General features: G+C 58.0%; 22 protein-coding genes and 1 riboswitch. Of the genes, 3 read left to right on the top strand and 19 right to left on the bottom strand.

The genetic code is table 11. The features are described from left to right. Window positions 1-25: 25 nt before the first annotated feature. From amrA to ACTLLP_RS00945, 3 genes are all read right to left on the bottom strand, one after another. A complete protein-coding gene (amrA, locus tag ACTLLP_RS00955; protein WP_441059891.1) occupies window positions 26-1,381 on the bottom strand; it encodes an AmmeMemoRadiSam system protein A in 1,356 nt (451 codons plus the stop codon). Window positions 1,382-1,393: 12 nt separating this feature from the next. Beyond that, the gene (locus ACTLLP_RS00950; protein ID WP_441059889.1) at window positions 1,394-1,912 is read right to left on the bottom strand and encodes a LysE family transporter; all 519 of its coding nucleotides are present in this window, start codon (window positions 1,910-1,912) and stop codon (window positions 1,394-1,396) included. Window positions 1,913-2,074: 162 nt separating this feature from the next. Continuing rightward, window positions 2,075-2,797, bottom strand: coding sequence for a hypothetical protein (locus ACTLLP_RS00945; RefSeq protein WP_441059887.1), 723 nt, complete (start codon window positions 2,795-2,797; stop codon window positions 2,075-2,077). 101 nt (window positions 2,798-2,898) lie between these two features. Here ACTLLP_RS00945 and ACTLLP_RS00940 point away from each other — a divergent pair, with 101 nt between their 5' ends. After that, window positions 2,899-3,729, top strand: coding sequence for an SDH family Clp fold serine proteinase (locus ACTLLP_RS00940; protein WP_441059885.1), 831 nt, complete (start codon window positions 2,899-2,901; stop codon window positions 3,727-3,729). Here the strand turns inward: ACTLLP_RS00940 and ACTLLP_RS00935 are convergent. The 5 genes from ACTLLP_RS00935 to rnr all read right to left on the bottom strand — a co-directional run bounded on the left by ACTLLP_RS00935 (window position 3,726) and on the right by rnr (window position 7,861). Continuing rightward, a complete protein-coding gene (locus tag ACTLLP_RS00935) occupies window positions 3,726-4,019 on the bottom strand; it encodes a hypothetical protein (RefSeq protein WP_441059883.1) in 294 nt (97 codons plus the stop codon). The two genes, ACTLLP_RS00940 and ACTLLP_RS00935, sit on opposite strands and share 4 nt — an antisense overlap. A gap of 6 nt (window positions 4,020-4,025) precedes the next feature. Continuing rightward, entirely contained in the window at window positions 4,026-4,718 is a 693-nt protein-coding gene (locus ACTLLP_RS00930) for an N-acetylmuramoyl-L-alanine amidase (RefSeq protein ID WP_441061536.1), read from the bottom strand. Window positions 4,719-4,836: 118 nt separating this feature from the next. Further along, on the bottom strand, window positions 4,837-5,232 hold the full coding sequence (gene rpsI / locus ACTLLP_RS00925; RefSeq protein ID WP_441059881.1) for a 30S ribosomal protein S9: 396 nt from the start codon (window positions 5,230-5,232) through the stop codon (window positions 4,837-4,839). A gap of 21 nt (window positions 5,233-5,253) precedes the next feature. Then, window positions 5,254-5,682 (bottom strand): 50S ribosomal protein L13, encoded by a 429-nt coding sequence (gene rplM, locus ACTLLP_RS00920; protein ID WP_441059879.1) that lies wholly within the window; start codon window positions 5,680-5,682, stop codon window positions 5,254-5,256. A gap of 61 nt (window positions 5,683-5,743) precedes the next feature. Continuing rightward, window positions 5,744-7,861 (bottom strand): ribonuclease R, encoded by a 2,118-nt coding sequence (rnr, locus tag ACTLLP_RS00915; RefSeq protein WP_441059877.1) that lies wholly within the window; start codon window positions 7,859-7,861, stop codon window positions 5,744-5,746. On the opposite strand from rnr, the gene ACTLLP_RS00910 reads away from it, so the two are divergent. Beyond that, window positions 7,856-8,179 carry a hypothetical protein gene (locus ACTLLP_RS00910; protein ID WP_441059875.1) on the top strand — a complete coding sequence of 108 codons (324 nt, stop codon included), beginning with the start codon at window positions 7,856-7,858 and terminating at the stop codon, window positions 8,177-8,179. The two genes, rnr and ACTLLP_RS00910, sit on opposite strands and share 6 nt — an antisense overlap. A gap of 32 nt (window positions 8,180-8,211) precedes the next feature. Further along, window positions 8,212-8,364 carry a hypothetical protein gene (locus ACTLLP_RS00905; RefSeq protein WP_441059873.1) on the top strand — a complete coding sequence of 51 codons (153 nt, stop codon included), beginning with the start codon at window positions 8,212-8,214 and terminating at the stop codon, window positions 8,362-8,364. Between the two features lie 174 nt (window positions 8,365-8,538). Here the strand turns inward: ACTLLP_RS00905 and mgtA are convergent, their stop codons facing one another. The 11 genes from mgtA to ACTLLP_RS00850 all read right to left on the bottom strand — a co-directional run bounded on the left by mgtA (window position 8,539) and on the right by ACTLLP_RS00850 (window position 21,060). Further along, window positions 8,539-11,184 carry a magnesium-translocating P-type ATPase gene (mgtA, locus tag ACTLLP_RS00900; RefSeq protein ID WP_441059871.1) on the bottom strand — a complete coding sequence of 882 codons (2,646 nt, stop codon included), beginning with the start codon at window positions 11,182-11,184 and terminating at the stop codon, window positions 8,539-8,541. A 158-nt stretch (window positions 11,185-11,342) separates the two neighbouring features. Further along, window positions 11,343-11,507: riboswitch (M-box (ykoK) riboswitch) on the bottom strand. A 285-nt stretch (window positions 11,508-11,792) separates the two neighbouring features. Continuing rightward, window positions 11,793-13,466 carry a [Fe-Fe] hydrogenase large subunit C-terminal domain-containing protein gene (locus tag ACTLLP_RS00895; RefSeq protein WP_441059869.1) on the bottom strand — a complete coding sequence of 558 codons (1,674 nt, stop codon included), beginning with the start codon at window positions 13,464-13,466 and terminating at the stop codon, window positions 11,793-11,795. Between the two features lie 25 nt (window positions 13,467-13,491). Then, the gene (locus tag ACTLLP_RS00890) at window positions 13,492-13,854 is read right to left on the bottom strand and encodes a DUF192 domain-containing protein (RefSeq protein WP_441059867.1); all 363 of its coding nucleotides are present in this window, start codon (window positions 13,852-13,854) and stop codon (window positions 13,492-13,494) included. Continuing rightward, complete coding sequence (locus ACTLLP_RS00885) at window positions 13,851-14,786, bottom strand: type II secretion system F family protein (protein ID WP_441059865.1); 936 nt, start codon at window positions 14,784-14,786, stop codon at window positions 13,851-13,853. Before ACTLLP_RS00885 ends, ACTLLP_RS00890 begins: the two co-directional genes overlap by 4 nt. Further along, entirely contained in the window at window positions 14,786-15,757 is a 972-nt protein-coding gene (locus ACTLLP_RS00880) for a type II secretion system F family protein (protein ID WP_441059863.1), read from the bottom strand. The genes ACTLLP_RS00885 and ACTLLP_RS00880 overlap by 1 nt, the downstream gene beginning before the upstream one ends. A gap of 11 nt (window positions 15,758-15,768) precedes the next feature. Then, window positions 15,769-17,097, bottom strand: coding sequence for a TadA family conjugal transfer-associated ATPase (locus ACTLLP_RS00875; RefSeq protein WP_441059861.1), 1,329 nt, complete (start codon window positions 17,095-17,097; stop codon window positions 15,769-15,771). Window positions 17,098-17,126: 29 nt separating this feature from the next. After that, window positions 17,127-18,320, bottom strand: a complete 1,194-nt coding sequence (locus ACTLLP_RS00870; protein WP_441059857.1) for a CpaE/TadZ family protein — start codon at window positions 18,318-18,320, stop codon at window positions 17,127-17,129. Between the two features lie 14 nt (window positions 18,321-18,334). Further along, a complete protein-coding gene (cpaB, locus tag ACTLLP_RS00865) occupies window positions 18,335-19,033 on the bottom strand; it encodes a Flp pilus assembly protein CpaB (protein ID WP_441059855.1) in 699 nt (232 codons plus the stop codon). A gap of 22 nt (window positions 19,034-19,055) precedes the next feature. Continuing rightward, the gene (locus ACTLLP_RS00860) at window positions 19,056-20,195 is read right to left on the bottom strand and encodes a pilus assembly protein TadG-related protein (protein WP_441059853.1); all 1,140 of its coding nucleotides are present in this window, start codon (window positions 20,193-20,195) and stop codon (window positions 19,056-19,058) included. Between the two features lie 11 nt (window positions 20,196-20,206). Continuing rightward, a complete protein-coding gene (locus ACTLLP_RS00855; protein ID WP_441059851.1) occupies window positions 20,207-20,590 on the bottom strand; it encodes a TadE/TadG family type IV pilus assembly protein in 384 nt (127 codons plus the stop codon). Beyond that, on the bottom strand, window positions 20,578-21,060 hold the full coding sequence (locus tag ACTLLP_RS00850) for an A24 family peptidase (protein WP_441059849.1): 483 nt from the start codon (window positions 21,058-21,060) through the stop codon (window positions 20,578-20,580). Before ACTLLP_RS00850 ends, ACTLLP_RS00855 begins: the two co-directional genes overlap by 13 nt. Window positions 21,061-21,097 lie beyond the last annotated feature (37 nt).

The following is a 21,097-nucleotide window of genomic DNA, read 5'->3' as shown; positions in this document are numbered from 1 at the left end:
CCGCTCTTTAAATTCTCTTTGGTTGTTAGTGGTACCGAGTAACCCTGAAACGGTAAATTTTCACCGGCTCATGGTCCTCGATGCCCGCTTTACCGCGAGCTATGGCCAGCTGTTGCTCAGCAGTTTCTACCCCCTCGATGTCGGGCAATAACAGGCCCCGCCGCGAACCTCGGGCCACGATCACGCCGTATTGCTTGGGATCGAGTTCGCTCAGGTCGGTTACTGGCTCTGGCTCTTCCAGCACGTCCACCGAAATGGTCAGATCTTCTATCTCCTCCGGCTCAACACTGTCGAAGCGGGGATCGCGTGTAGCTGCACTGATAGCGTTCTCAATGACTTCCTCCACTAAATTGGAGCGGGCGGGCTCCACGGTACCGATGCACCCCCGCAACATTCCCGCTTTCTTCAGTGAAACGAAGACGCCGGCACGGCGATTGAACTCGGGCGGCACCTCGGTTACGCGGAGCTTTTCCCCCCGGGTGAGGTAAGTCTTGATAGCCTCGCGAGCCACTTGCACCAGATAGCTTTCTTGTCGCCGCGGCGGCCAGGCCAACTCAGACAGCAAAGAGCGCTCTGGCGCCTCCCCCTCCGGCTCCAACTGCGCTACCAAATAGCCTACGCCGAAGGGAGCTTCATAGCTGAGCAAGCGAGTGCGAAGCCGGTAGCCGTCGAAGGCCCCAAATAGGATGAGCAGCGGGCGCAAGCCGCATTCTCCGGCCCGCTCGGCCCACACCGGGTCAATTTGAAGTAGAGCGCGGGCATCAGCCTCCTCCACTATTGCCTGAATCCGGGCATCGAATTGCGGCCCTGCGGGGTCATAACCATAAGGGGCATCGGGAGAAAGACGATGGGAAAGATCGCCACTGGCCACTACCACCACGCGAACTCGGCAACGCTCGGCTGCTCGCTGGATTGCGACCCCGAAGCGGTAAAGCCGGGGCCAGGCCATGAAGCCCATACCACACAAGACCACCGGGAGGTCCAGCCCCCCGCGACGCAGCCAATAAAGCGGAGCGATAACGCCGTGATCTAGGCGGTAACCGGAACGAATGGGATTAATCGGTACCTCCAAGGCCTCAGCTTCCTCCTGCAGACAGCGGGCCAGTTCCTGGTTGGTGGAGAGGGAAAAGCGCACTTCTGGAGCACCAAAATGCCCCAGATCACCCTCGGCGCTGGGCTGCAGCACCAACGGAATCGCCTCCCATAGCGCTGGCCCGTGCGGGGAAATCATTACCATAGCTTCTGGCTTAGCTGCACACAATCGGTGGCCCAACTCCTGGATGGCTTCCTGAGTGCGCCTAACCCGGCGAGCTTCTACCCCTCCGACCTCCGGTATCATGATGGGGGGATGGGGAACCAAACCACCGGCCACTACCCACATTTTCCCACCTCCCTAAAGAGCTCCGTGGTAACGCAAACCGTTAACCAGAAAATACCCCGCCAGCGCCAGCAAGAAAACTCCGGACAAACCTAGCACAAGGCGGTAAAACCCAGGCCCCAGGAAACGCTGGCCGGAAGCCACCATCCAGGCCACCGCCGAGTACCAGAGAAAATCCCCCAGGATATGGCCGGTGTAAAACGCCACCACACCTGCCAGGCCCAGCTGCAAAGCCACGGTTAGATAGGCGAAGCCAGCCGTGGCCCACCACAGAATCCAGTAAGGATTGGCCAGGCTAACCGCTGCTCCCAACCCCACCAGCTTTCCGGCAGCGAGGCCCCCGGACCGCTCCCGGCACGCAGCCGCTCCTAGGTTGAGAAGCGGCTTGTGCTTAAACACGTCCCACAAGAGGCTTAAGCCCATCCATAGGAGGAAGAGTCCGCCCAGCACTCCTATAAGCGCCATGAACAGCGGGCGGGTGAGAAAAGAGGCCAGTCCCATAACCAACAAACCCACCAGAGCCAGCTCCAACAACCCGTGCCCCGCCACCAGCAGAAAACCTGCGCACTTCCCCCCTGCGAGCGCTTTCGGCCAGCGTCACCGTTAGCAGGGGCCCAGGGGCCATGGCCCCGGTCAAGGCGAGAAGGAAGAAAGTGAAAAAAACTAAGGCTAAGCCCATCGGCGTTTCTCCTGGTTTTAAAAACAGAAATTACGGGCGCGCTCCACGTATTTATCCAGTAATGCCCGCGATCCGGCCAGATACTCCCGCATAACCTCGGCACGACGACTCCTTATGCCAGGGTTAAAAATGGTCATGGCGAGGTGGGTGGCGATAGGAAAGAGGGTGAAACGGTGATAGGCCATGTCCGGAGGGGCCACCCGGGCGTCCAATTCCATAAGCTTGAGGCGGTAATTCTCCAGGTCAGATGCGGTGAGGCGCCCTTGCTCCGAGACGCCGGGATAGGCTCGGGGGCTAAGAACCGCCTCCGGCACCTGCACGCCCCACTCCACCTGGAAGCGCTCAGCCACCGCCTTCAACCCCTCGATCCGCTCCTCTTCCCAACGGTTGAATTCCTCTTCGGTAAGCAGCCGCAGTAACCGGCAGAGCAAGGGTTCGGCTGGCCCCAGGAGGCATTCTCCTTCCCGGTGAAAGGGGCAGACCTGTTCCGGATCCACGAGCTCCAGAAAATAAAATTCCGCCGTGCGCCGAAGGATCTCCTCCCGCCCCTCTTGCTGATAACGTAGCTGGCGGTAAGCGTGCAAAAACTCCACCAGCGCCGCTGGGGCCGGGCTACGACAAAAATCCCGCGAAGGAAGCGGGGGCTCAGGGATCTCGGCGTAAAGCCCGGTTAATGTAGCTAGCAAACCCTGGTTACGCGCATACACCGAAGCCGAGTAAAGATCCGCAGCTGGCAGCAATTTTACTTTTCCCCTTCCCCTAATTGCTTAAATTAGGTTACACTTGCTAGAATAATAACATCAAAATAGCAAGGAAAGAAAGAGGCTGAGGGAGCGTGACTATGTCGTTCATCGATATCCTGTGGTTATTTATCTTGCTGTCTTTTCTCTGGCCCACTCTCCGGCAACAGCACCTGGAAATGCAGCGCTTGCGGCTTATAAGGTCTATTGAGCGCCGCCGAGGAACCAGGTTTATCACCATGATCCACCGCCAGGAGCTCATAAGCCTCCTGGGGTTTCCCCTCAGCCGTTACATCAATATCGAGGATTCGGAGCAAATCCTGCGGGCTATCCGCTATACGCCTCCAGACATGCCCATCGACATCTTGCTGCACACCCCGGGAGGGCTGGTGCTGGCCGCCGAGCAAATCGCGCGTGCCCTTTGCAAGCACCCCGCCAAGGTAACCGTCTTCGTGCCCCACTACGCCATGTCGGGCGGGACCATGATCGCCTTAGCCGCCGATGAAATCGTGATGGACGAAAACGCCGTGCTAGGACCTGTTGACCCCCAACTGGGCAACTATCCGGCGGCCTCCATCCTGGAAACAGTGCGCCAAAAAGGCATTGACAAGGTTGACGATAGCACCATGATCTTAGCCGATATTTCGTCTAAGGCCATGCGTCAGGTGAAAGATTTTATTCTTTGCTTGCTGCGAGAGAAAATGCCAGAAGAAAAAGCCCACTCCATCACCGGCTTCCTCACCAGCGGGCGCTTCACCCACGATTACCCTTTGACGTACGACCAACTGAAGGAGCTCGGTATTCCCGTGCGCTCCGACCTGCCGCGGGAGATTTACGACCTCATGGATCTTTATCCCCAACCTGGGATGCGGCGCCCATCAGTGCAATACATACCCTTTCCCTATGACCGGGGAAAGGAAGGCAAGCGCTAGGGCTTGGCCTCTACCGATCCGGTCACTAGCAAGATCTTGACCCCGGCTCGGCAAGGGAGGTAATGCCAAATGAGAGCTGAGAAGTGCTCCAGCGAGCCAGGCAAAGCCTCTTTTTTCAGCTTTACCTCGCGCCCGTCGATTTCCTCCCGCACCGAGTAGGTTAAGGGCCGGTTCAGAAAAGGCGCCACGGCCGCTTCCAAACCCGCTTCCCCTTTAACCGTGACGCGCTCCCCGTCGAAGCTAATGGTTCCTTTTTCCGCCCCGTACATCACCATGGCCACTAAGGGCATCGCTTATCACCTCGCCTGCTTAAAAAATCGAAGCACTCCCGCACCGATGGCGAAGGCCAGCTGGCTCTGATAGACGGGATCTTGTAAGCGCTCTCTTTCCTCCGGATGGGTAAGAAATCCTACTTCTACCACCACCGCGGGCATCCGCGCCTGGCGCCCCACCAGGTAATCTCCAGGGCGCGGCAAGCGCTCAGTGTTCCTCAACAAGTATTTTATCTCGTCTTGAATGGCCTGCGCCAGCTCCATACTTTCCGCCGAGCCAGACTGATAGAAAACTTGGGGACCGTACTCGTCCGCCTCGGCAAAACTGTTAACGTGGATGCTGAGGAAGGCGTCAGCACGCAGTTGGTTGGCCAAGGCGATGCGCCGCTCCAAGTCCTGGCGCTTACGCTTCCTGAGTTCCCAGAGATCAGCATCGGCTAGATCGCGATCGTCCTCGCGAGTGAGCACCACCTCGGCCCCCGCTTGTCGCAAAAAACAAGCCAACCGCTGAGCCACCGCCAGGGTGAGGTCTTTCTCGCGCACCCCGTCGCGCACCACTCCCGGATCGGGACCGCCGTGCCCCGGGTCCAGTACGATGAGCTTCCCTACCAGGCAGGCACTAAAAGCTTCCATTGTCGCCTGGGAAGTGAGTAGGGAAGCTCGGTCTAAATAAGAGAAGGCCAGCGCCAGCAATAAAAAAGCCCCCACCATTTGCATGACCAAACCGGGGGCTTGCTGCGCCAGCAGCGTCCATGTCCGCCTTATAGCTCACCCCTCCCAGCCGCTTTAACGCTGCCGGGAGATATTTATGCCCAGGAGGGTGAGGCTATGAAACTTAACGCTTGGAGTATTGAGGAGCACGCCGCGCTTTTTTGAGCCCGTACTTGCGCCGCTCTTTCATTCTCGGATCGCGCGTCAACAATCCCGCCCGCCGCAAAACCGGGCGTAAACCGGGATCGGCCTGCACCAGAGCTCTAGCTATACCCAAACGGATAGCTCCGGCCTGCCCTGTTACACCACCACCGCTAACGGTGGCCTTCACGTCGAACTTGCCGGTCACTCCAGCGAGTTCCAGAGGCTGACGCGCCGTCAGGGTCAGCGTCTTCCGTCCCCCAAAATACTCCTCCAACGTCTTATCGTTAACCAGAATACGCCCCTCGCCCGGCAGCAAAAAGACTCGCGCCACCGATTCTTTGCGCCGGCCCGTGCCATAAAATTGCGTTATCACCACGGTTCCTTTCACCTCCCTAAGCTAAAAGTCCAGCTTCTCCGGCTGCTGCGCCTGGTGTGGATGCTCCGGTCCCCGGTACACCCGCAGACGGCGAAACATCCGCGCGCCCAGACGCGTTTTGGGCAGCATTCCTTTAACCGCTTTCTCCACTGCTATCTCCGGGCGGGTCTGCATAAGCTTAGCGTACTTCATCATCTTCAGGCCGCCAGGGTAGCCAGAGTGCCTCACGTAAAACTTTTTCTCCAGCTTTTCCCCTGTCAGCACCACTTTCTCGGCATTAACCACGATCACATGATCCCCCGTATCCACGTGAGGGGTGAAGATAACCTTGTGTTTGCCGCGTAAAAGGCGGGCTACCATGCTGGCCAGACGCCCTAGGGGTTTGCCCGTGGCATCGATAACGTACCAGCGCCTCTCCACTTCCTCGGGTTTAGCCATAAAAGTCCGCATCTTTATCACCAGTTCCTCCTTAAAGTCGCCCTCTGGCTTTACCGCGCGCAAAACCCGGCAATCATACACATGAAAGTTTACCGGGCACCATAGCCCCTGTCAAGAGGCGGAACTCCACTTGCTTGTCGGGCACCGAGGCTCGTAACACTTGCACCCGCACCGGATCACCCAGCCTCCAGCGCTTGCCGGTGTGCCTTCCTACCAGGGCGTAACTCCGCTCGTCGTAAAAATAAAAGTCATCGGTGAGGTAGCGCACATGCACTAGGCCCTCCACCGTGTTCTCCAGCATCACGTACAGCCCCCAGTTAGTAACGCCGCTTATGAAACCGGAAAACTCTTGCCCCACTTTATCCACCATGAAAGCCACCTTCTTGATGTCCAACGCCTCCCGTTCCGCTTCCATAGCCAGGCGCTCGCGCTCCGAGGCATGTGCGGCCGCCTCTCGGGCCATTTTCTCCAGACGCGCGCGCCTACGTGCGGAGAGGGAGGAACCGCGCCCCCAGGCTTCGCGCAAAACCCGGTGGATAAAAAGATCGGGGTAGCGGCGAATAGGCGAGGTGAAGTGGGTGTAGTATTCCGAAGCCAAACCAAAGTGCTCGCTACGTTCCGCCGCGTAGCGGGCTTGCTGCATGGAACGTAACATAACCGAGTTCACTAAGCGCTCCTCCGGCTTGCCGGCCACCGCCTCTAAGGCTGCCTGGAAACGAGCCGGGTCGAGGGAGGTCAAGCGCATATTACGGTAGCCCAAACCGGCCATAAGCTCCTCAAGCGCCGCCACCTTCTCCGGATCGGGCTGGGGATGGATCCGATATATGAAGGGGAGCTCTAAGCGAGCTGCGTGCCGAGCCACCGTTTCGTTGGCTAGCAGCATAAACTCTTCTATTATCTGCTCTCCGATGCCCCTTTGCGCCGGGTAAACGTCCTGAACTCGTCCCTGTGCGTCCAGAACCACTTTGGTCTCGGGCAAGTTGAAGTCTATGGCTCCCTGCTTTAGCCGCCGTTGCCGAAGCACCAGGCAGAGTTCCTGCATAACTTCCAGCATCCGTCCTAGCCCTGGCACCGGTGCGGGCACCCCGGCTCGGCCCGAGAGATACTCGTTAACTCCTCGGTAAGTGAGGCGAGCACGGGAGCGAATGACCGCGGGGAAGAGTTCGTATTCCAACACTACCCCGCGGTGATCCACTCGCATCAGTACCGATACGACCAGGCGGTCTTCTTCCGGATTGAGGCTACAGATCCCGTTGGAAAGGCGCGGCGGCAGCATAGGAACGACGCGATCGGGTAGGTACACGCTGGTGCCCCGCTGCCACGCCTCCCGGTCCAGAGCGCTTCCCTCGGTCACGTAATAACCCACGTCAGCGATATGCACCCCTAAGTGATAAGTGCTATCGGGTAGGAGCTCCAGACTCACCGCATCGTCCAGATCTTTAGCGTCCTCACCATCAATGGTGACGATGAGTTGGCCGCGCAGATCTCGCCGGCCCGCCAGTTCTTCTGGGCGCAAATGCAAGGGAACCTTTTCCGCCTCCGCTTCTGCTTCGGGTGGAAAAGTGTCAGGGAGTTCGTAGCGCCGGCAAAGCACCAGCATATCCATGCCCGGAAGGTCCTCCGCCCCCAAGACCTCCAGCACCCGAGCCTCCGCTGGTGTGTTGGGTCCGGGGTAAGTAGTGATTTCCACCACCACTTTCTCACCGCTGCGAGCTCCGCTAAGCTTACCCTTGGGGATTAAAATCTGGGAAGTAAAGCGCGGATCGTCGGGGAGGACGAAAACCGATCGTTTCTTTTTTAAGAGCGTCCCCACCAGCTGTTGATTAGCGCGGGACAGCACGCGGACCACCTCACCTTCCCGCGTGCGCCCGTGGCTGCCAGGGAAAAGCCGCACCGCCACCCGGTCGCGGTGCATAGCCCCGCCCAGACAGCCAGGGGGGATAAAAACATCGGGCTCCCCCTCACGGTCGGGAACGAGAAAGGCGTATCCGCGAGGGTGGCACTCTAACCGTCCCACCACCAGATTGAACTGCTCCGGCAGGCCGTAACAGGCTGACCGCGTCTGGTAAATGAGACCCTCCTTCTCCATTTTTTGAAGCAGACGCTGAAAAGCCCGCATACCCTTACCGTCGGGGAGAAAAACCCGGGCCAATTCATGCACGGTGAGTGGACGGTAGGCCTTGCGTTGCATAAATTCGATAATTTCCTGCCTAGTCGCCATACCAACATTATATCACAACATCATCAAAGCTTTCGCCCGCAAAAGGTAGGGTCCCGTATAGAGAAGCTCTGGCAGTATCTCAAGGAGAACTGGTCGGGGATAGTTACCTCTTCTGCTGCCGAGCATCTGGGGGCCATAGAGGGGCAGGTACAGCGCAACGTGGCGCGGCGGATGAAGCGGCTGGGAGCCAGCTGGACGGAGGCAGGAGCAGACAGAATGCCCGGGGTGTTGCTCTTACGCGGTCCAACGGGGAGCTTGAGAAATACACTTCGCGGCTTGAAGAGTTAAGGCTGGCCAGGCAGGAGCGTTTAGCTCAGGCGGTGCGGGTAGAGGTAAAGCGGAAGATAGAGGAGTTGGGGAGTTGGCTTAAAGCGAGGTTGCCGGCATTGAGGGAGCCTTCCGCTGGAGCTCCATGGGTGAAGCACGTGTTGCGGGAACTAAGCCGGCCTAGCTTCAGTAGCTTGATCCCTTAATGGCGATCGAATGGGGTCCATTGTGTATAGCACATAATCTGGCAAAACTTGTGGTATGCAATAACTCCTAAGTCCCTTTCTCCAAAATTCTTAAGAAAAGCGAATGGTTTATCCCACCACTTGCGACGAAAAGAAGGGGCTGCCCCGGTTAACTTTTGGGACAGCCCCGGCCTCTCAAATCAAGTACCCGTATCGCTTGATAAAAAGCCTCTTAACCATCTGCGCTAGCAACAGATACGCCAGCACCGTAGCTAACAGCCAGGGGAAATAGATCGCCGGCAACCGCACCATCCCCATTGCCTCCCCTAAAGGCAGAAAGGGGAGCAAGGTTCCGAAGGCCACCGCCAGCGACGTGGTTAGCAACAGGGGCAAAGCCGGCGTGCTCTGTATAAAGGGGATTTTCTCCGTTCGCAGCATGTAAACCACCAGCGTCTGCGTCCAGAGGCTCTCCACAAACCAAGCGCTCTGGAAAAGAGCAGCGAAGTGTTCTTTCAGTTCGGGCGGCAGGAGAAAATACGATCCTCCTAGCACCGCCGGGCCTATCAGGAAAAACATAAGCGCGTAAGTAGTCATGTCGAAGATAGAGCTGGTAGGTCCTAGCCAGGCCATATAACGACCAATGATAGGTGCGTCCCATTTCCGAGGTCGGCAGATATACTCATGATCCATTCGATCCCAGGGCATTGTGGTCATCGAAAGGTCGTAAGTAAGATTAAGAAACAGGAGCTGCAACGGCAACATAGGTAAGAAGGGCAGAAAGGAACTGGCCACCAGCACAGAAAACACGTTGCCAAAATTGGAGCTGGCAGTTATCTTGATGTACTTGATAATGTTGCCGAAGGTGCGGCGCCCCTCCACCACTCCATCCACCAAAACGTTGAGGTCGTGTTGAAGCAAAATAAAGTCCGCCGTCTCCTTCGCCGTATCCACCGCGTTATTCACCGAGATGCCCACGTCGGCCGCGTGCATGGCCGGAGCGTCGTTAATGCCATCGCCTAAGAAACCCACCACGTGGCCATTGGCGCGAAGAGCTTTGACGATGCGGGACTTATGGGCGGGCAAAAGCTTGGCAAAAATGGTGACACGATCCACTTCCCGGCGCAAGGTGTCCTCATCCATAGCGTCGAGTTCGTGCCCCAGCAAAATATGCTCGGCGGGTATTCCCACCTTCCTCGCCACTGCCTGGGCAACAAACTCATTGTCACCGGTAAGGATTTTCAAGGCGATGCCATACTCTTTAAGCCGTTGCAAAGCCTCCGGCACCCTTTCTTTGGGCGGGTCGAGAAAGGCCAGGAAACCCATAAGCACCATATCGCGCTCATCGGCTACGGAAAAAGTGCCCGCGGTCGGCGGGTTAGTCTTCTGGGCCACCGCGATCACGCGCAGGCCTTTTTCGCTGAGAGAGCGCACCATGGCCAGCACTTCCCGCTTTAGCTCCTGCGTGAGTGGTACCACCTCATCCTGATACTCCACATGGCTGCAAACGGTAAGCATCTCCTCCACCGCTCCTTTGGTGATGAGTTGGGTCTTGCCGTTACGGTCTTGCACCACCACGCTCATCCGCTTGCGCGTGAAGTCGAAGGGGATCTCGTCCACTTTTTCGTAGTTCTCCCGGATCCAATCGAACTCCCGCCCCACATGAGCCAGCACCGCCTGGTCGATGGCGCTCTTGAGACCCGTCTGAAAATAACTGTTGATATAGGCGTGCCGCAATACCCGGGGCTCCTCGCGCCCGTGCAGATCCAGAAAAAACTCCAAGGCTATCTGGTTTTGAGTGAGGGTCCCGGTTTTGTCGGTGCAAAGAACATCCATAGCACCAAAATTCTGCATGGCGCTGAGTCGTCGCACGATGACCTTCTTGCGGCTCATCATCACAGCGCCCTTGGCCAAACCGGCGGTAACGATCATGGGCAACATTTCCGGAGTGAGCCCCACCGCCACCGCCAGGGCGAAAAGCAAAGCGTCCAACCATTCGCCTTTGGTCAGGAAATTGAGCAAGAAGACTACCGGCACCATCGCCGCCATAAAGCGGATAAAGAGCCAGCTTACCTGATTAACACCTTTTTCGAAGCTAGTCGCTTCCCTCTGGGCCACTAAAGTGCGGGCCACCGAACCGAAATAGGTGCGCACCCCGGTGTCGATTACCACTCCGATTGCGGTGCCACTTTCCACGCTGGTGCCCATAAAGACCAGGTTGGCCCGCTCTAAAGGGTTGGGAGCTGGCTCCTCACCTGGGAAGGAAGGTGCAGCAAGCTTCTCTCTGGGACCCGCTTCTCCGGTTAACACCGACTGGTTGACGAAAAGGTCCTTGGCGAAAATTATGCGCAGGTCAGCCGGAATCATGTCACCGGCAGCCAGGTGCACCACATCGCCCGGCACCAACTCAGCAAAGGGCCGCTCTTTTTTCTGCCCCTCCCGCTCCACCATTGCCGTAAGGCTAACCATGCGCTTGAGCTCCTGGGCAGCTCGATCAGAACGCCATTCCTGAACCAAACGCAGGGTACCGCTGACCAGAATCATCACACTGATGATAATGACGCTGGTAAGGTCCCGATCCTCAGGGACGGCCAGAATGACGTTGGTGAAAAGGGAAACCAAGGCCAGCGCCACCAGCACCAGATTAAAAGGGGTAACAAAGGATTGGTAAAGACGTCGAGCAAACGTGAGTTCCTGTTTTTCCGGAATCTCGTTAGGCCCAAAGGTACTAAGCCTCCTGCGGGCCTCCTCCTCGGTAAGCCCGTGCGGGCTGCTTGCGACCTCGGCCAGAAACTCTTCTACGGATAGATCGCTCAAGCCAAGGTAATAGGCCTCGTGCGGCATAATGATCGACACCTCCTAAAGTTTCAGAAGTTCAAAGCAAGAGTCTTACATACCGGCACCAACTTCGAGGCAACACCGCTATCACCCCCTTTGGGTAGCTAAAAAATATTTAAGCTCCCCCGAATAGAGGGAGCTTAAAGGCGTAACACTGCACCACCTTACTCCTCCCTCGTCAGGGTTTAGCACTGGACGGCATAGACCTAGCGGCCAGCTGCATTAGGAAGGCCTTAATCCGACCGATCCTGTTCTACCCATAGGCGTCTCTCGACGTTCCTGGGCAGCAGCCTGTCTCCGTCCAGGAGCCTCATCTAACGGAGGAACAAAAGGTTATTTATTTTTACTGCCGCAACAACCAAACGCCATTGTACTCAGCCCCCAACCTCTCTGTCAACCACAATGTGGGAGCTGATTTTTCAACGCTTGGGAGAGACTAGCAACGTTGCGCTGATCCGATGGGAAAGAGAGCTTCACAGAGTCCCAGGTGAGAAATTATCGCTCAGCGCGCCCGGCGCGGGAACCACGGACGAAAGATGCTCTTGGCTTGCCCGCTCCCTTATTGCTAATTCTCTGCTGTAGCTTCATTACTAGGGTCTCGGTGAATTTAAAGTTTAGCGCCCAAACAAGGAAAACCGCTTCTTGCGCTGGGGAGCTTGGGCCTCCGGGAAGTGCCGCACGTGCAGCAACTCTCTCGCCTTTTCTCCTCCCGGCTCGCGCAAAAACTCCCGATACAGCTGCTGAACCAGAGGGTTCTCGTGGGCCATACGCACCTCCAGACGAGCATCGCGGAGTTCCAGACCCGCCGCCCGCGCTTTGACCCGTTCGTAAGTGGTGGGAATGGGCTGTCCTCCTCCCCCGACGCAGCCGCCAGGGCAGGCCATAACCTCTACCAGATGGTATCCTTGGAGCTCGCCAGTCTGCAGCTTTTCCGCTATTAGGCGGGCCTTCCCCAGCGTCTGCACCCGTAGCACTCCCAACGTGCGTCCCCGTATGGTTACGGCGGTCTGCAAGATGTGTTCTTCTTCCCTCCAAGGGTGCCAGACTCCACTCCAGAAACTGTTTTTCTCCCAGGCTAGCAAAGTACGCAAGAGGCTGGTGGCCACGCCACCGGAAAAGCCGAAGAGCTGGCCGCTACCCGAACCAGCGCCAAAAGGCAAATCAAACTCTTCCCCGGGAAGATTTCCGGGGTCGATGCCTTTCCCCTTCAGGAGCCGGCCTAGCTCGCGCATGGTCAGAACCAGATCCACGTCCTGCCGCACATCCGAAAGCACGCGGAGAGCCTCAGCCTTTTTAGCTGTGCAGGGCATGATGGAGATAACGGCCACGCTCCGTGGATTTAAGCGCTTCTTGGCCGCGTAATAAGTTTTGCAAAGCGTTCCCAGCATTTGATGAGGCGATTTGCAAGTGGAAAGGTGATCAACCAGTTGAGGGTAAAATTCTCCCAGAAAACTCACCCAGGCAGGACAGCAAGAAGTGAAAAGGGGAAGCGGGCCGTCCCCCGCCAGGCGGCGTTGGAACTCTTTGGCTTCCTCCACCACGGTAAGGTCGGCTCCTAAAGTGGTGTCGAAAACGGCGCGGAACCCCAAACGGCGCAAGGCGGCCACCATTTTGCCGGTCAGGTCTTCGCCCGGCGGGGCAAAAAAAATTTCCCCCAGCGATACCCGACAGGCCGGAGCTACCTGGGCTACCACGTACCTGCTCTTATCAGCCAGGATGGCGCTGGCTTTTTCCTCTTCGCCTCGCTCGCGGATAGCACCGGTCAAACATACGTGCGTGCATTGGCCGCACTGCACGCAGCCCGTCTCGACCAGCGAACGCCCCCCAACCGGCGCCACCACCAGCCGCCCCGCTACCTCCTGCAGGGCCACTGCACCCACCGTCTGAATCCGGTGGCATACGCTCTCACAACGCAAACAGGCGATGCACTTGCTGGGATCGCGCTCGATGGCGGAAACGCTGGAGTCCACCATGAGCTCGCGGGTAGCGAAACGATGGGCTCGGGCGATGCGAATGCGCTGCATGGTCGCTTCACGGATCCTTTGCACCGCCGGGGTGTCGGTGAAAACTACCATGCCCTCCCTCACCGGTGTGATGCAGGCCGACTTGGGCTCCGCTTCACCTTCGATTTCCACCACGCACATCCGGCAAGCCCCTACCTCGTTAACCCCTTCCAGATAGCATAAGGTGGGTATCTCAATCCCCACCTGCTGGGCCGCCTTGAGAATAGTCGTGCCGGCCGGCACTGTTACTTCGCGCCCATCGATCGTCAGCTTGATGGTGTCCACGTCTATCGCACCTCCCGAACTCAGTTTAGTTCTCTCCCCGTTGTTTCCGAAATTCCAACCGGTCGCCCATCTGCGTGCTCGTGAACCGCAAGGTGCCAGCCGGGAACTCCACCGCCCCCCGCGCCCGGCGTATCAGAGGAGTAGCCCGCCAGGGATTCAGTTCAACGAAACAAGCCACCACTTTGTGCTCCCGGTCGTAAAAAAGCACGTCTATGGGGTAAGGAAGAAAAAAAGTGTGCACCGACCAGCAGGGCTCCAACAGCAAACCCTCTCCCGGCCGCAGCGGCGCCCGCCCTAAGAGTCCTCGCAGGCGCTGCCACCAGCGCTGCGCCAGGTGCAGCTGTTTTGCCAAAAGACAATCCCGGCTTCGGTTGTAAAGAGCGATCAAAACCGCCACTCCTTTACCGCTCGCAACACTGCTGGGCCTAAGAGAACGAGAAAAATGGTGGGGAAGATAAAGAAGATCAGGGGAAAGAGCATCTTCACTGGAGCTTTGTGAGCCGCTTCCTCCGCCTTCTGCCGACGTTTACGGCGCATCTCTTCTGCCTGGACACGCAATACCTGGGCCAAAGGAGTACCTAGTTGCTCGGCCATATTCACCGCTCCGGTAAAAGAAGCTACTTCTTCCACCTCTAGGCGCCGGGATAGTTCCTGAAGCGCTTCGCTGCGGGGGCGCCCCATCCTCACTTCCTGGAAGACGCGACGGAACTCCTGAGCCAGCGGTCCCTTCATCTTCTCTATCACCCGCAGCAGGGCACCCTCAAACCCCATACCCGCCTCCACACTGACCGCTAGCAGATCCACCACATCGGGTAGCTGACGCCGCACCCGGGTCTGGCGATTGGCAATGACGGAACGGAGGATTAGATCGGGCGATGTGTAACCCGCTAAGGGAAAGAGCAGCAGTAAAGACAGCTTCAGCCACCCGGACATACCGGTAAAGCCCTGCCTCCAGGTGAGCAGCAACAGCAACACTGATAAACCCAGCCCCAGCAAGGCCCCCAGCGATTTGAGAGCCAGAAACTCGCTCACGGTCAGATCCCACGGGTTGCCCGCCGCCACCAGTCGCTGCTCCCAGAACTCCCCGTGGCGCCCCACGGGGAAAAAACGCCCAAACCAAGCGTCCAGGCGCTGCAGCAGGGGACGAAGCAAGCGGTACATCAAAGGCTTTTCTACCTCCCTGGACCACCAGAAAGAGGGCAGAGTGCTGTCGGTAATTTTTTTCCTGAGCTCGCTCTCTTTTTCACTGCGAGCTGTCCAGAAGTACAGCGCCAGACAATTTAAACTGATACCTAAGAAAACCGCCGCCATTAGCAACATTAGAATACCACCTCCACGATCCGGCGCAGCATCAGCGCCCCCACCAACTCGCCGGTCAAGGCCAGGGCCAGCAACCAACGCCCCGAGGCCTGCGTAAAGAGGGGAGCAAGGTAGTCCTGGTTAGTCAAATAGAGAAAAACAAACAAGGCCACCGGTAGGAGACCAATGATGGTAGCCGAAAGACGCCCCTGGGCCGTGAGCACCCTCACCTCATCGGCCACCCGCAGGCGCTCCCTCACCGTGGAGGCTATGCTTTGCAGGATCTCGCCTAGATTTCCACCCACCTGGCGCTGGATGACGATGGCGGTAACGGCCAGATCCAGTTCTTCGCTGGGCACCCGCTGGCATAGACGACGCAACACCTCCTCGGCGTCCATGCCCAGGCTATTTTCCATAAGGGCTATGCCGAATTCTTGACTCACAGGAGGGGGCATCTCTCGCCGCACCACATCCATGGCCTGAAACAAGCCGAAACCCGAGCGAACAGCGTTGGCCATCAGGTTAAGAGCGTCGGGCAACTGTCTTTGAAAGCGGAGCAGGCGCCCCTGGAGCAACCTCTGCAAAACCAGAAAGGGCACATAGCCCATGAGCAGCGCACCGATAAGCGCTGCCAGGACGGCACCGGTGGTAACGAAACCCAAATAGGCACCGGCCAGAGCGAAAAAGAAAGCTAAAAGAATGTACTCCTCGGCTCGGAAAGCTAGGTTGGCCTGCACCAATTTCTTTTCCACGTCCGAGCGCCAACGAGAAGTGAACTGGAAAAGCTCCAGCAAAGTCTTTATCCCTTTTTGTAGCGACTCCCGCCACGGAGCCAGCTTGGGGCGGGAAAGCAATTCTTTTTCTTCTTCCTCGTCCATCAGGCCCCGCTCCAGCAAGCGGGCCGCCTCCAACCTCCGACGCTCCCAGTACCAGGCCAGAGAAAACAGAGCCAGGAACAAAAGCAGGCTGCCGATTAAGGTCATGTCCGGCATAGGCTCACCCCCTAGCGGTTATCGCCGGATAAGAAGAGACGGTGGTCCAATTCGATTCCAGCCGCCTGCAGCTTGTCAGCACAACGAGGACGAATCCCGGTGCACATAAACTTGCCCTGCACCCGCCCTTCCGCGTCCACCCCGGTCTGCCGAAACAGGTAAAGGTCTTGAAGCACGATGACCTCGCTCTCCATCCCTTGAACTTCAGTGATGTGGGTAACCTTGCGGCTTCCGTCTCGTAGCCGAGCGGTATGCACTATGAGGTCCAGGGCAGAAGCCATTTGCTCGCGGATGGCCCGCACCGGCAAGTCCATGCCTGCCATCAAAGCCATGGTCTCCAGACGAGAAAGGAGCTCTCTGGGAGAGTTGGCGTGGGCCGTGGAGAGGCTACCGTCGTGACCGGTGTTCATGGCCTGCAACATGTCCAGCGCTTCGCCGCCTCGCACTTCACCCACCACAATGCGATCCGGACGCATACGCAAAGCGTTACGCACCAGGTCGCGGATGGTCACCTGCCCTTTTCCCTCGATATTGGGGGGACGGGACTCAAGGCGCACTACATGCTCTTGCTGCAGCTGCAACTCGGCCGCGTCTTCAATGGTGATAATGCGCTCTCCACCAGGGATAAAAGAAGAAAGAACGTTGAGCAAGGTGGTCTTACCGCTACCAGTACCGCCCGAAACGATTAGGTTGAGGCGGGCGCGCACGCAGGCCTCCAGAAACCGGGCCATGGCAGGGGTTAAACTTCCCTTCTCGATCAGGTCCTCGATACCCAGCGGCGTGGAAAAAAACTTACGGATGGTAATCATCGGCCCGTTGAGACTCAGAGGAGGAATGATAATGTTTACCCGTGACCCGTCCGGAAGGCGAGCATCTACATAGGGCGAACTTTCGTCCACCCGGCGGCCCAAAGGAGCCACGATGCGGTCGATGATCTGCCGCAAGTGCCGCTCGTCACGGAAAGTGATATCGGTCTTTTCCAGCAATCCCTGGCGCTCAATGTAGATCTGCTTGGGGCCGTTGACCATGATTTCGGAAATGGTGCTGTCCTCCAATAACGGGGTCAAAGGACCGAAACCCAATACCTCCTGCACCAACTCTTCCAGTAAGCGCTGCTGTTCAGGGCGGGGGAGGCGTACACCCTGGAGCTCCAAGATGCTCCGGGCAGTGCGGGAAACCTCCTCTGGTGACAGCCCCTCTTCCAGCGACAAGCGCTCCCCCAACTCCTCCACCACCAGTTGGTGTAGCCGCAGCTTTAGGTCGGTTAGTTGGCGCTCCTTGGCTTTGATTCCCGGCTTTTCTCCCAACTTCCTCGCTTCGGGAGCAAAACCTCCGTACATCGCTTATTCCTCCTTCTAAGGCCCGGCGACTAGCGGCCGAACAGGCGGGCCCAAAAACCTTTCTTAACTTCCTCGCCTATTAAAGCGTTGACCCAGTCCTCCAGAGCACGGGAGAAGCGACTCCCCCGAGCCTCCAGGATCACCGGCTTACCGCGAGACAGGGCGGTATGACAAGTACGAGGGTCAGGGGGTAAGACAGCGGCCAGCTTGCGGCCCAGGGCTTTCTCTACCACTCCCCGGTCTAGACCGTCCTCGTAGGGCTGATTGATTAGGGGAAGCAAGTCGCTCTGGTAACCCTGACGTTGAAAAAAGTCGAGATCTAGCTTGATGCGCCGCAAACCGGGAGGATCTCCCCGCCCCACCACGACAATTTTGTCGGCCAGTGAGAAAACCTCTTCCATGGCCGGTATGATGAAAGCGGGAAGGTCAATAAGGATATACTGGAAGGAGTTACATAATATTTCTAGCAACCGCTTGATCATACCCGGGGGCAAATAAAATTCTCCCACTGACTCTCCCGCCCGCAGAATGGCTACACCGGAAGCGTGACGCACCAGGTAGCCTTCTAGAACCTCGGCGTTGAGTTCCTCTTCGTAGGCCAGATCACTGAGCCCCGGGCCCCTTTCGAGGTTGAAAAAGAAGGGCACGTCCCCTCCACTGAGATCCATATCGACCAAGCAAACCTTCTTGCTCCGCAAGGCCATAAGTACCGCTAAATTGCAAGCGATGGTGCTCTTTCCCACCCCCCCTTTGCTACCGGCAAAAACCAACACTTTCCCTTCGGCGACCTCCCGTCGCTCCCCTCCGGCAGCTTTTTCCTCCTCCGCGTGCACCAGAACCGTCTGGAGGCGCTGGGTACGATCCCAAACCCGCCGCACCGCTTCCACTAATTCTTCGGCGGTAAAGGGCTTGACCAGATACTCCCCGGCTCCAGCCGCCATAGCGCGGCGAATGTATTCCTGCTCCCCATGTATGGAGATGATCACCACACCTGTCTTAAGAAAGCGGGCACAAATGGTCTCAGTGGCCTCCAAACCGTCCATCCGGGGTAGCCCCACGTCCATCAGCACCACATCGGGGGCCAACTTCTCCGTCAGCCGGATGGCCTCCTCCCCGTCAGCAGCCTCCCCCACCACCTCCATATCGTCCTCTAGCAACAGGAGGCGTTTCAACTCCTCGCGCACATGCTGAATATCGTCTACGATAAGCACCCGTATTTTCAAGGGTCATCCCCCCTTTACGATCCCTCCTGACCCTCCAAGTCCTTCACCCGCATAGGGGCTAACTGAATTCGATCGGCGTCCTTGGGATTGCGGAGAACCAGCCGCAGACGACCCTTTACAGAAGCCAGGTTAATCCTCGCCGCCTGCTGGGGCGTAACCGCCAGCGTAACATGGTCGTAAAACTTATCCCCGGACTTATCTCCTTTACCAACTCCTAGTACCCGCACATTGTTGGCCACCAACACCTGAACAAAATTGCCGTCCGGCATGTCCATCACTCCCAGCACATCCACCCGGTCGCCCGCTCTCAGAGCTCCCCCCACTCCGGTAACCGTGTCAACGCCTAACGTCAACGCCCTTTCCCCCTCCTTAAGCCCCAGAGCCAGTTCCCGCTGCTCGTCCTTATCCGAGGCTAACTTGCTAGCCAGCAAAACTTCCCCGGCCACCAAAGGGGTGCGCGTGATCTGTCCCACTGCCTGGTCTAAGCGGCGCACAGCCTGAGGGTGCAACCCGGCTGCAGGCACATCCACCTGCTTGAGCATGGCCGGCACCAGAAGCGTTCGCGCCGGCAGATCCACCGCCGCCGTGACCACTGACACATATTGAGCCTGCTTGCGATAGGTTTCCTGCAGATGCTGCAAGAAGAAATAGAAGACAGCCGCTGCTCCTAGAGCGGCCACCAACGCCAGAAAGAGAAAGAACCTGGAGCGCATAGCTAACTACCTCCCTGCAGGGCTATTCTACCAGCCGGGGTTGATCCTTAATGGGAGCCACCTTGTCCACCAGATCGGAATCGTGGATGAACTGCTGCCCCGAGCCATTGACGATAAGCATTCCTTTGGCCACCACAGACCCGTGAACCTTATGATTTGACCCGTTGAAAACGACAGTGCCTTGAGGGGCGTAAAGGATCCCGTCCACGCGGGCATTACCTCCGTTAAAAATGACGCCTCCAATTCCCCCTCCCCAGATGGCCAGCCCGGATTTGCCGTCGGTGGCCTTGACGTCACCTTGGTTGCCGTTGATTATCACCCAACCTCTCCTGCTGGCTATAGTGCCCAGACAGCTGGTGAGCTGAGTTCCGTTAAAAGTTACGCCCTGCTCGGCTATGATGGTGCCGGTACCGGTAAGGGTGACGCCGTTGAAAATCACCGATCCTTTAACATACCAGATTCCCCCGTCCAAAACCGCTGTCCCGCCGTTATAGACGAGGTCACCCTGGATGGTCTTGGTGGCTCTTTTTACCAAATCGTCCAGAGAGTATTGAGGGAAGGGTATATGGGGTGCCCCCTCAACGATCTCACCTATGTGCTGGTTATAACCGTTGGTTATGACCTCGCCCACCGCCTCCAGCCTCCCGGTGATCTCCTGGGCCCCGTTGGCGGTGGCATCCCGGTTGCTGTGGGCGCTGCCCTTCACGTATTGGCTTCCATTTAAGTGGATGTCGTGATCGGAGAAGAGGGCGTAGTCGAACACCTGGTTGGCCGCTACGGTGGCCACGGCTTGGGCCGCGACCTGGCGCTGCTGGCGGCCGATCATCAGGTTGCCGAAAGCCAGGGGCACTTCCCGGGCGCATTTCACCATTATCCGCAGGTCGTTCCCCTTATAAGGGGTCTGCACCTCCACCTGGCTGTCCTGCAGCCCGTTGGCCCTGGCGATCTCCAGAGCCGCGTCCCGGGCCTTCTGGGGTTCGTCGGGCAGGTGACGAACTCCGGCCAGGGCGGCGGCGTCGGCCACGTTCTGCAAATAAGAGCGGTTGGAATACAGCGCCCCCCCGTCGGCCACCAAGGCGGTAAAACCCACCAGAGCCACCAGAAAGACAGCCACCAGCACCATCACCGCTCCCTGCTCCTCTTTCAGGTAGCGTCGCAACATCCTTACCCCTCCTACTCGATACGCATCACTGCCCGGGCCTTTACCGGATAAGGATTGGGCAAAAGTCCCGGTATGGGAAAGACGAATAAATTCACGTTCTGGCGCACGGTAACGGTCAGATCGCCGCCGCGAACCCGGCTGGACGGAGGCGGATCAATTACGATGTCCTGGCTGCTGAGCTGGGGAGCCAGCTTTCGCACCGCCGCCTTGATCTCGCTATCGCTACCCCCTACCACTCCCACCCGCACCCCTTCTCGCGCCGCCTGGGTGAGCAGCAGGTGGGTGTGGAAAATCCGGCCGAACTCCACGATCCCGCCCAGGAGCAGTACCAGCACCAACAACGCCGCGGTCATTTCTACCAGCGCCTGCCCTCTAGCCTCGCTCAAACGCACCATACGGCCACCACCCCTCCCAGTGCCAGGCAAACCCCGTAGGGGAAGGTTATCCCCGTCCGCCAGGGCATGCTCCCCGGCAGAAAATGCTCCCACCACACTCCCCGGAGAACCGGCTGCAGCCGCCGGTGACGCGCCAGCAGGCAAAGGGAAAACACCCCCCCGATCAGCGCCCCTGCCGCGAAGGTGTAGACGGCGTAAAGAGGGCCACCCAGAGTTCCTAGAGTGGCCAGGAGCTTGAGATCCCCTCCTCCCACCCAGCGGCGGCAGTAAGGAGGGAAAAGGATAGCGAACCCCACCAGCAATCCCTGCAGCCCTACAAGCAGGGAAGCCAAATTTCCCTCCCAAAACCTGAAGCCCAGCCCTAGCAAAAGGAAGGAAAGCAAAAGGAAGTTGGGAATGCGCCGCCAGCACAGGTCGGTCACCGCCACCAGCAGGGCCAGGGGCCACACCAGATAAGACCAAACCGCCATCAAAGCTCACCTCCGCACCCCTTCAAGGGGGACCCTG

The sequence above is a fragment of the Desulfothermobacter acidiphilus genome, from assembly GCF_052073645.1.
Lineage (GTDB): Bacteria > Bacillota > Desulfotomaculia > Desulfotomaculales > Ammonificaceae > Desulfothermobacter > Desulfothermobacter acidiphilus.
This window is presented reverse-complemented; position numbering and strand designations above follow the sequence as displayed.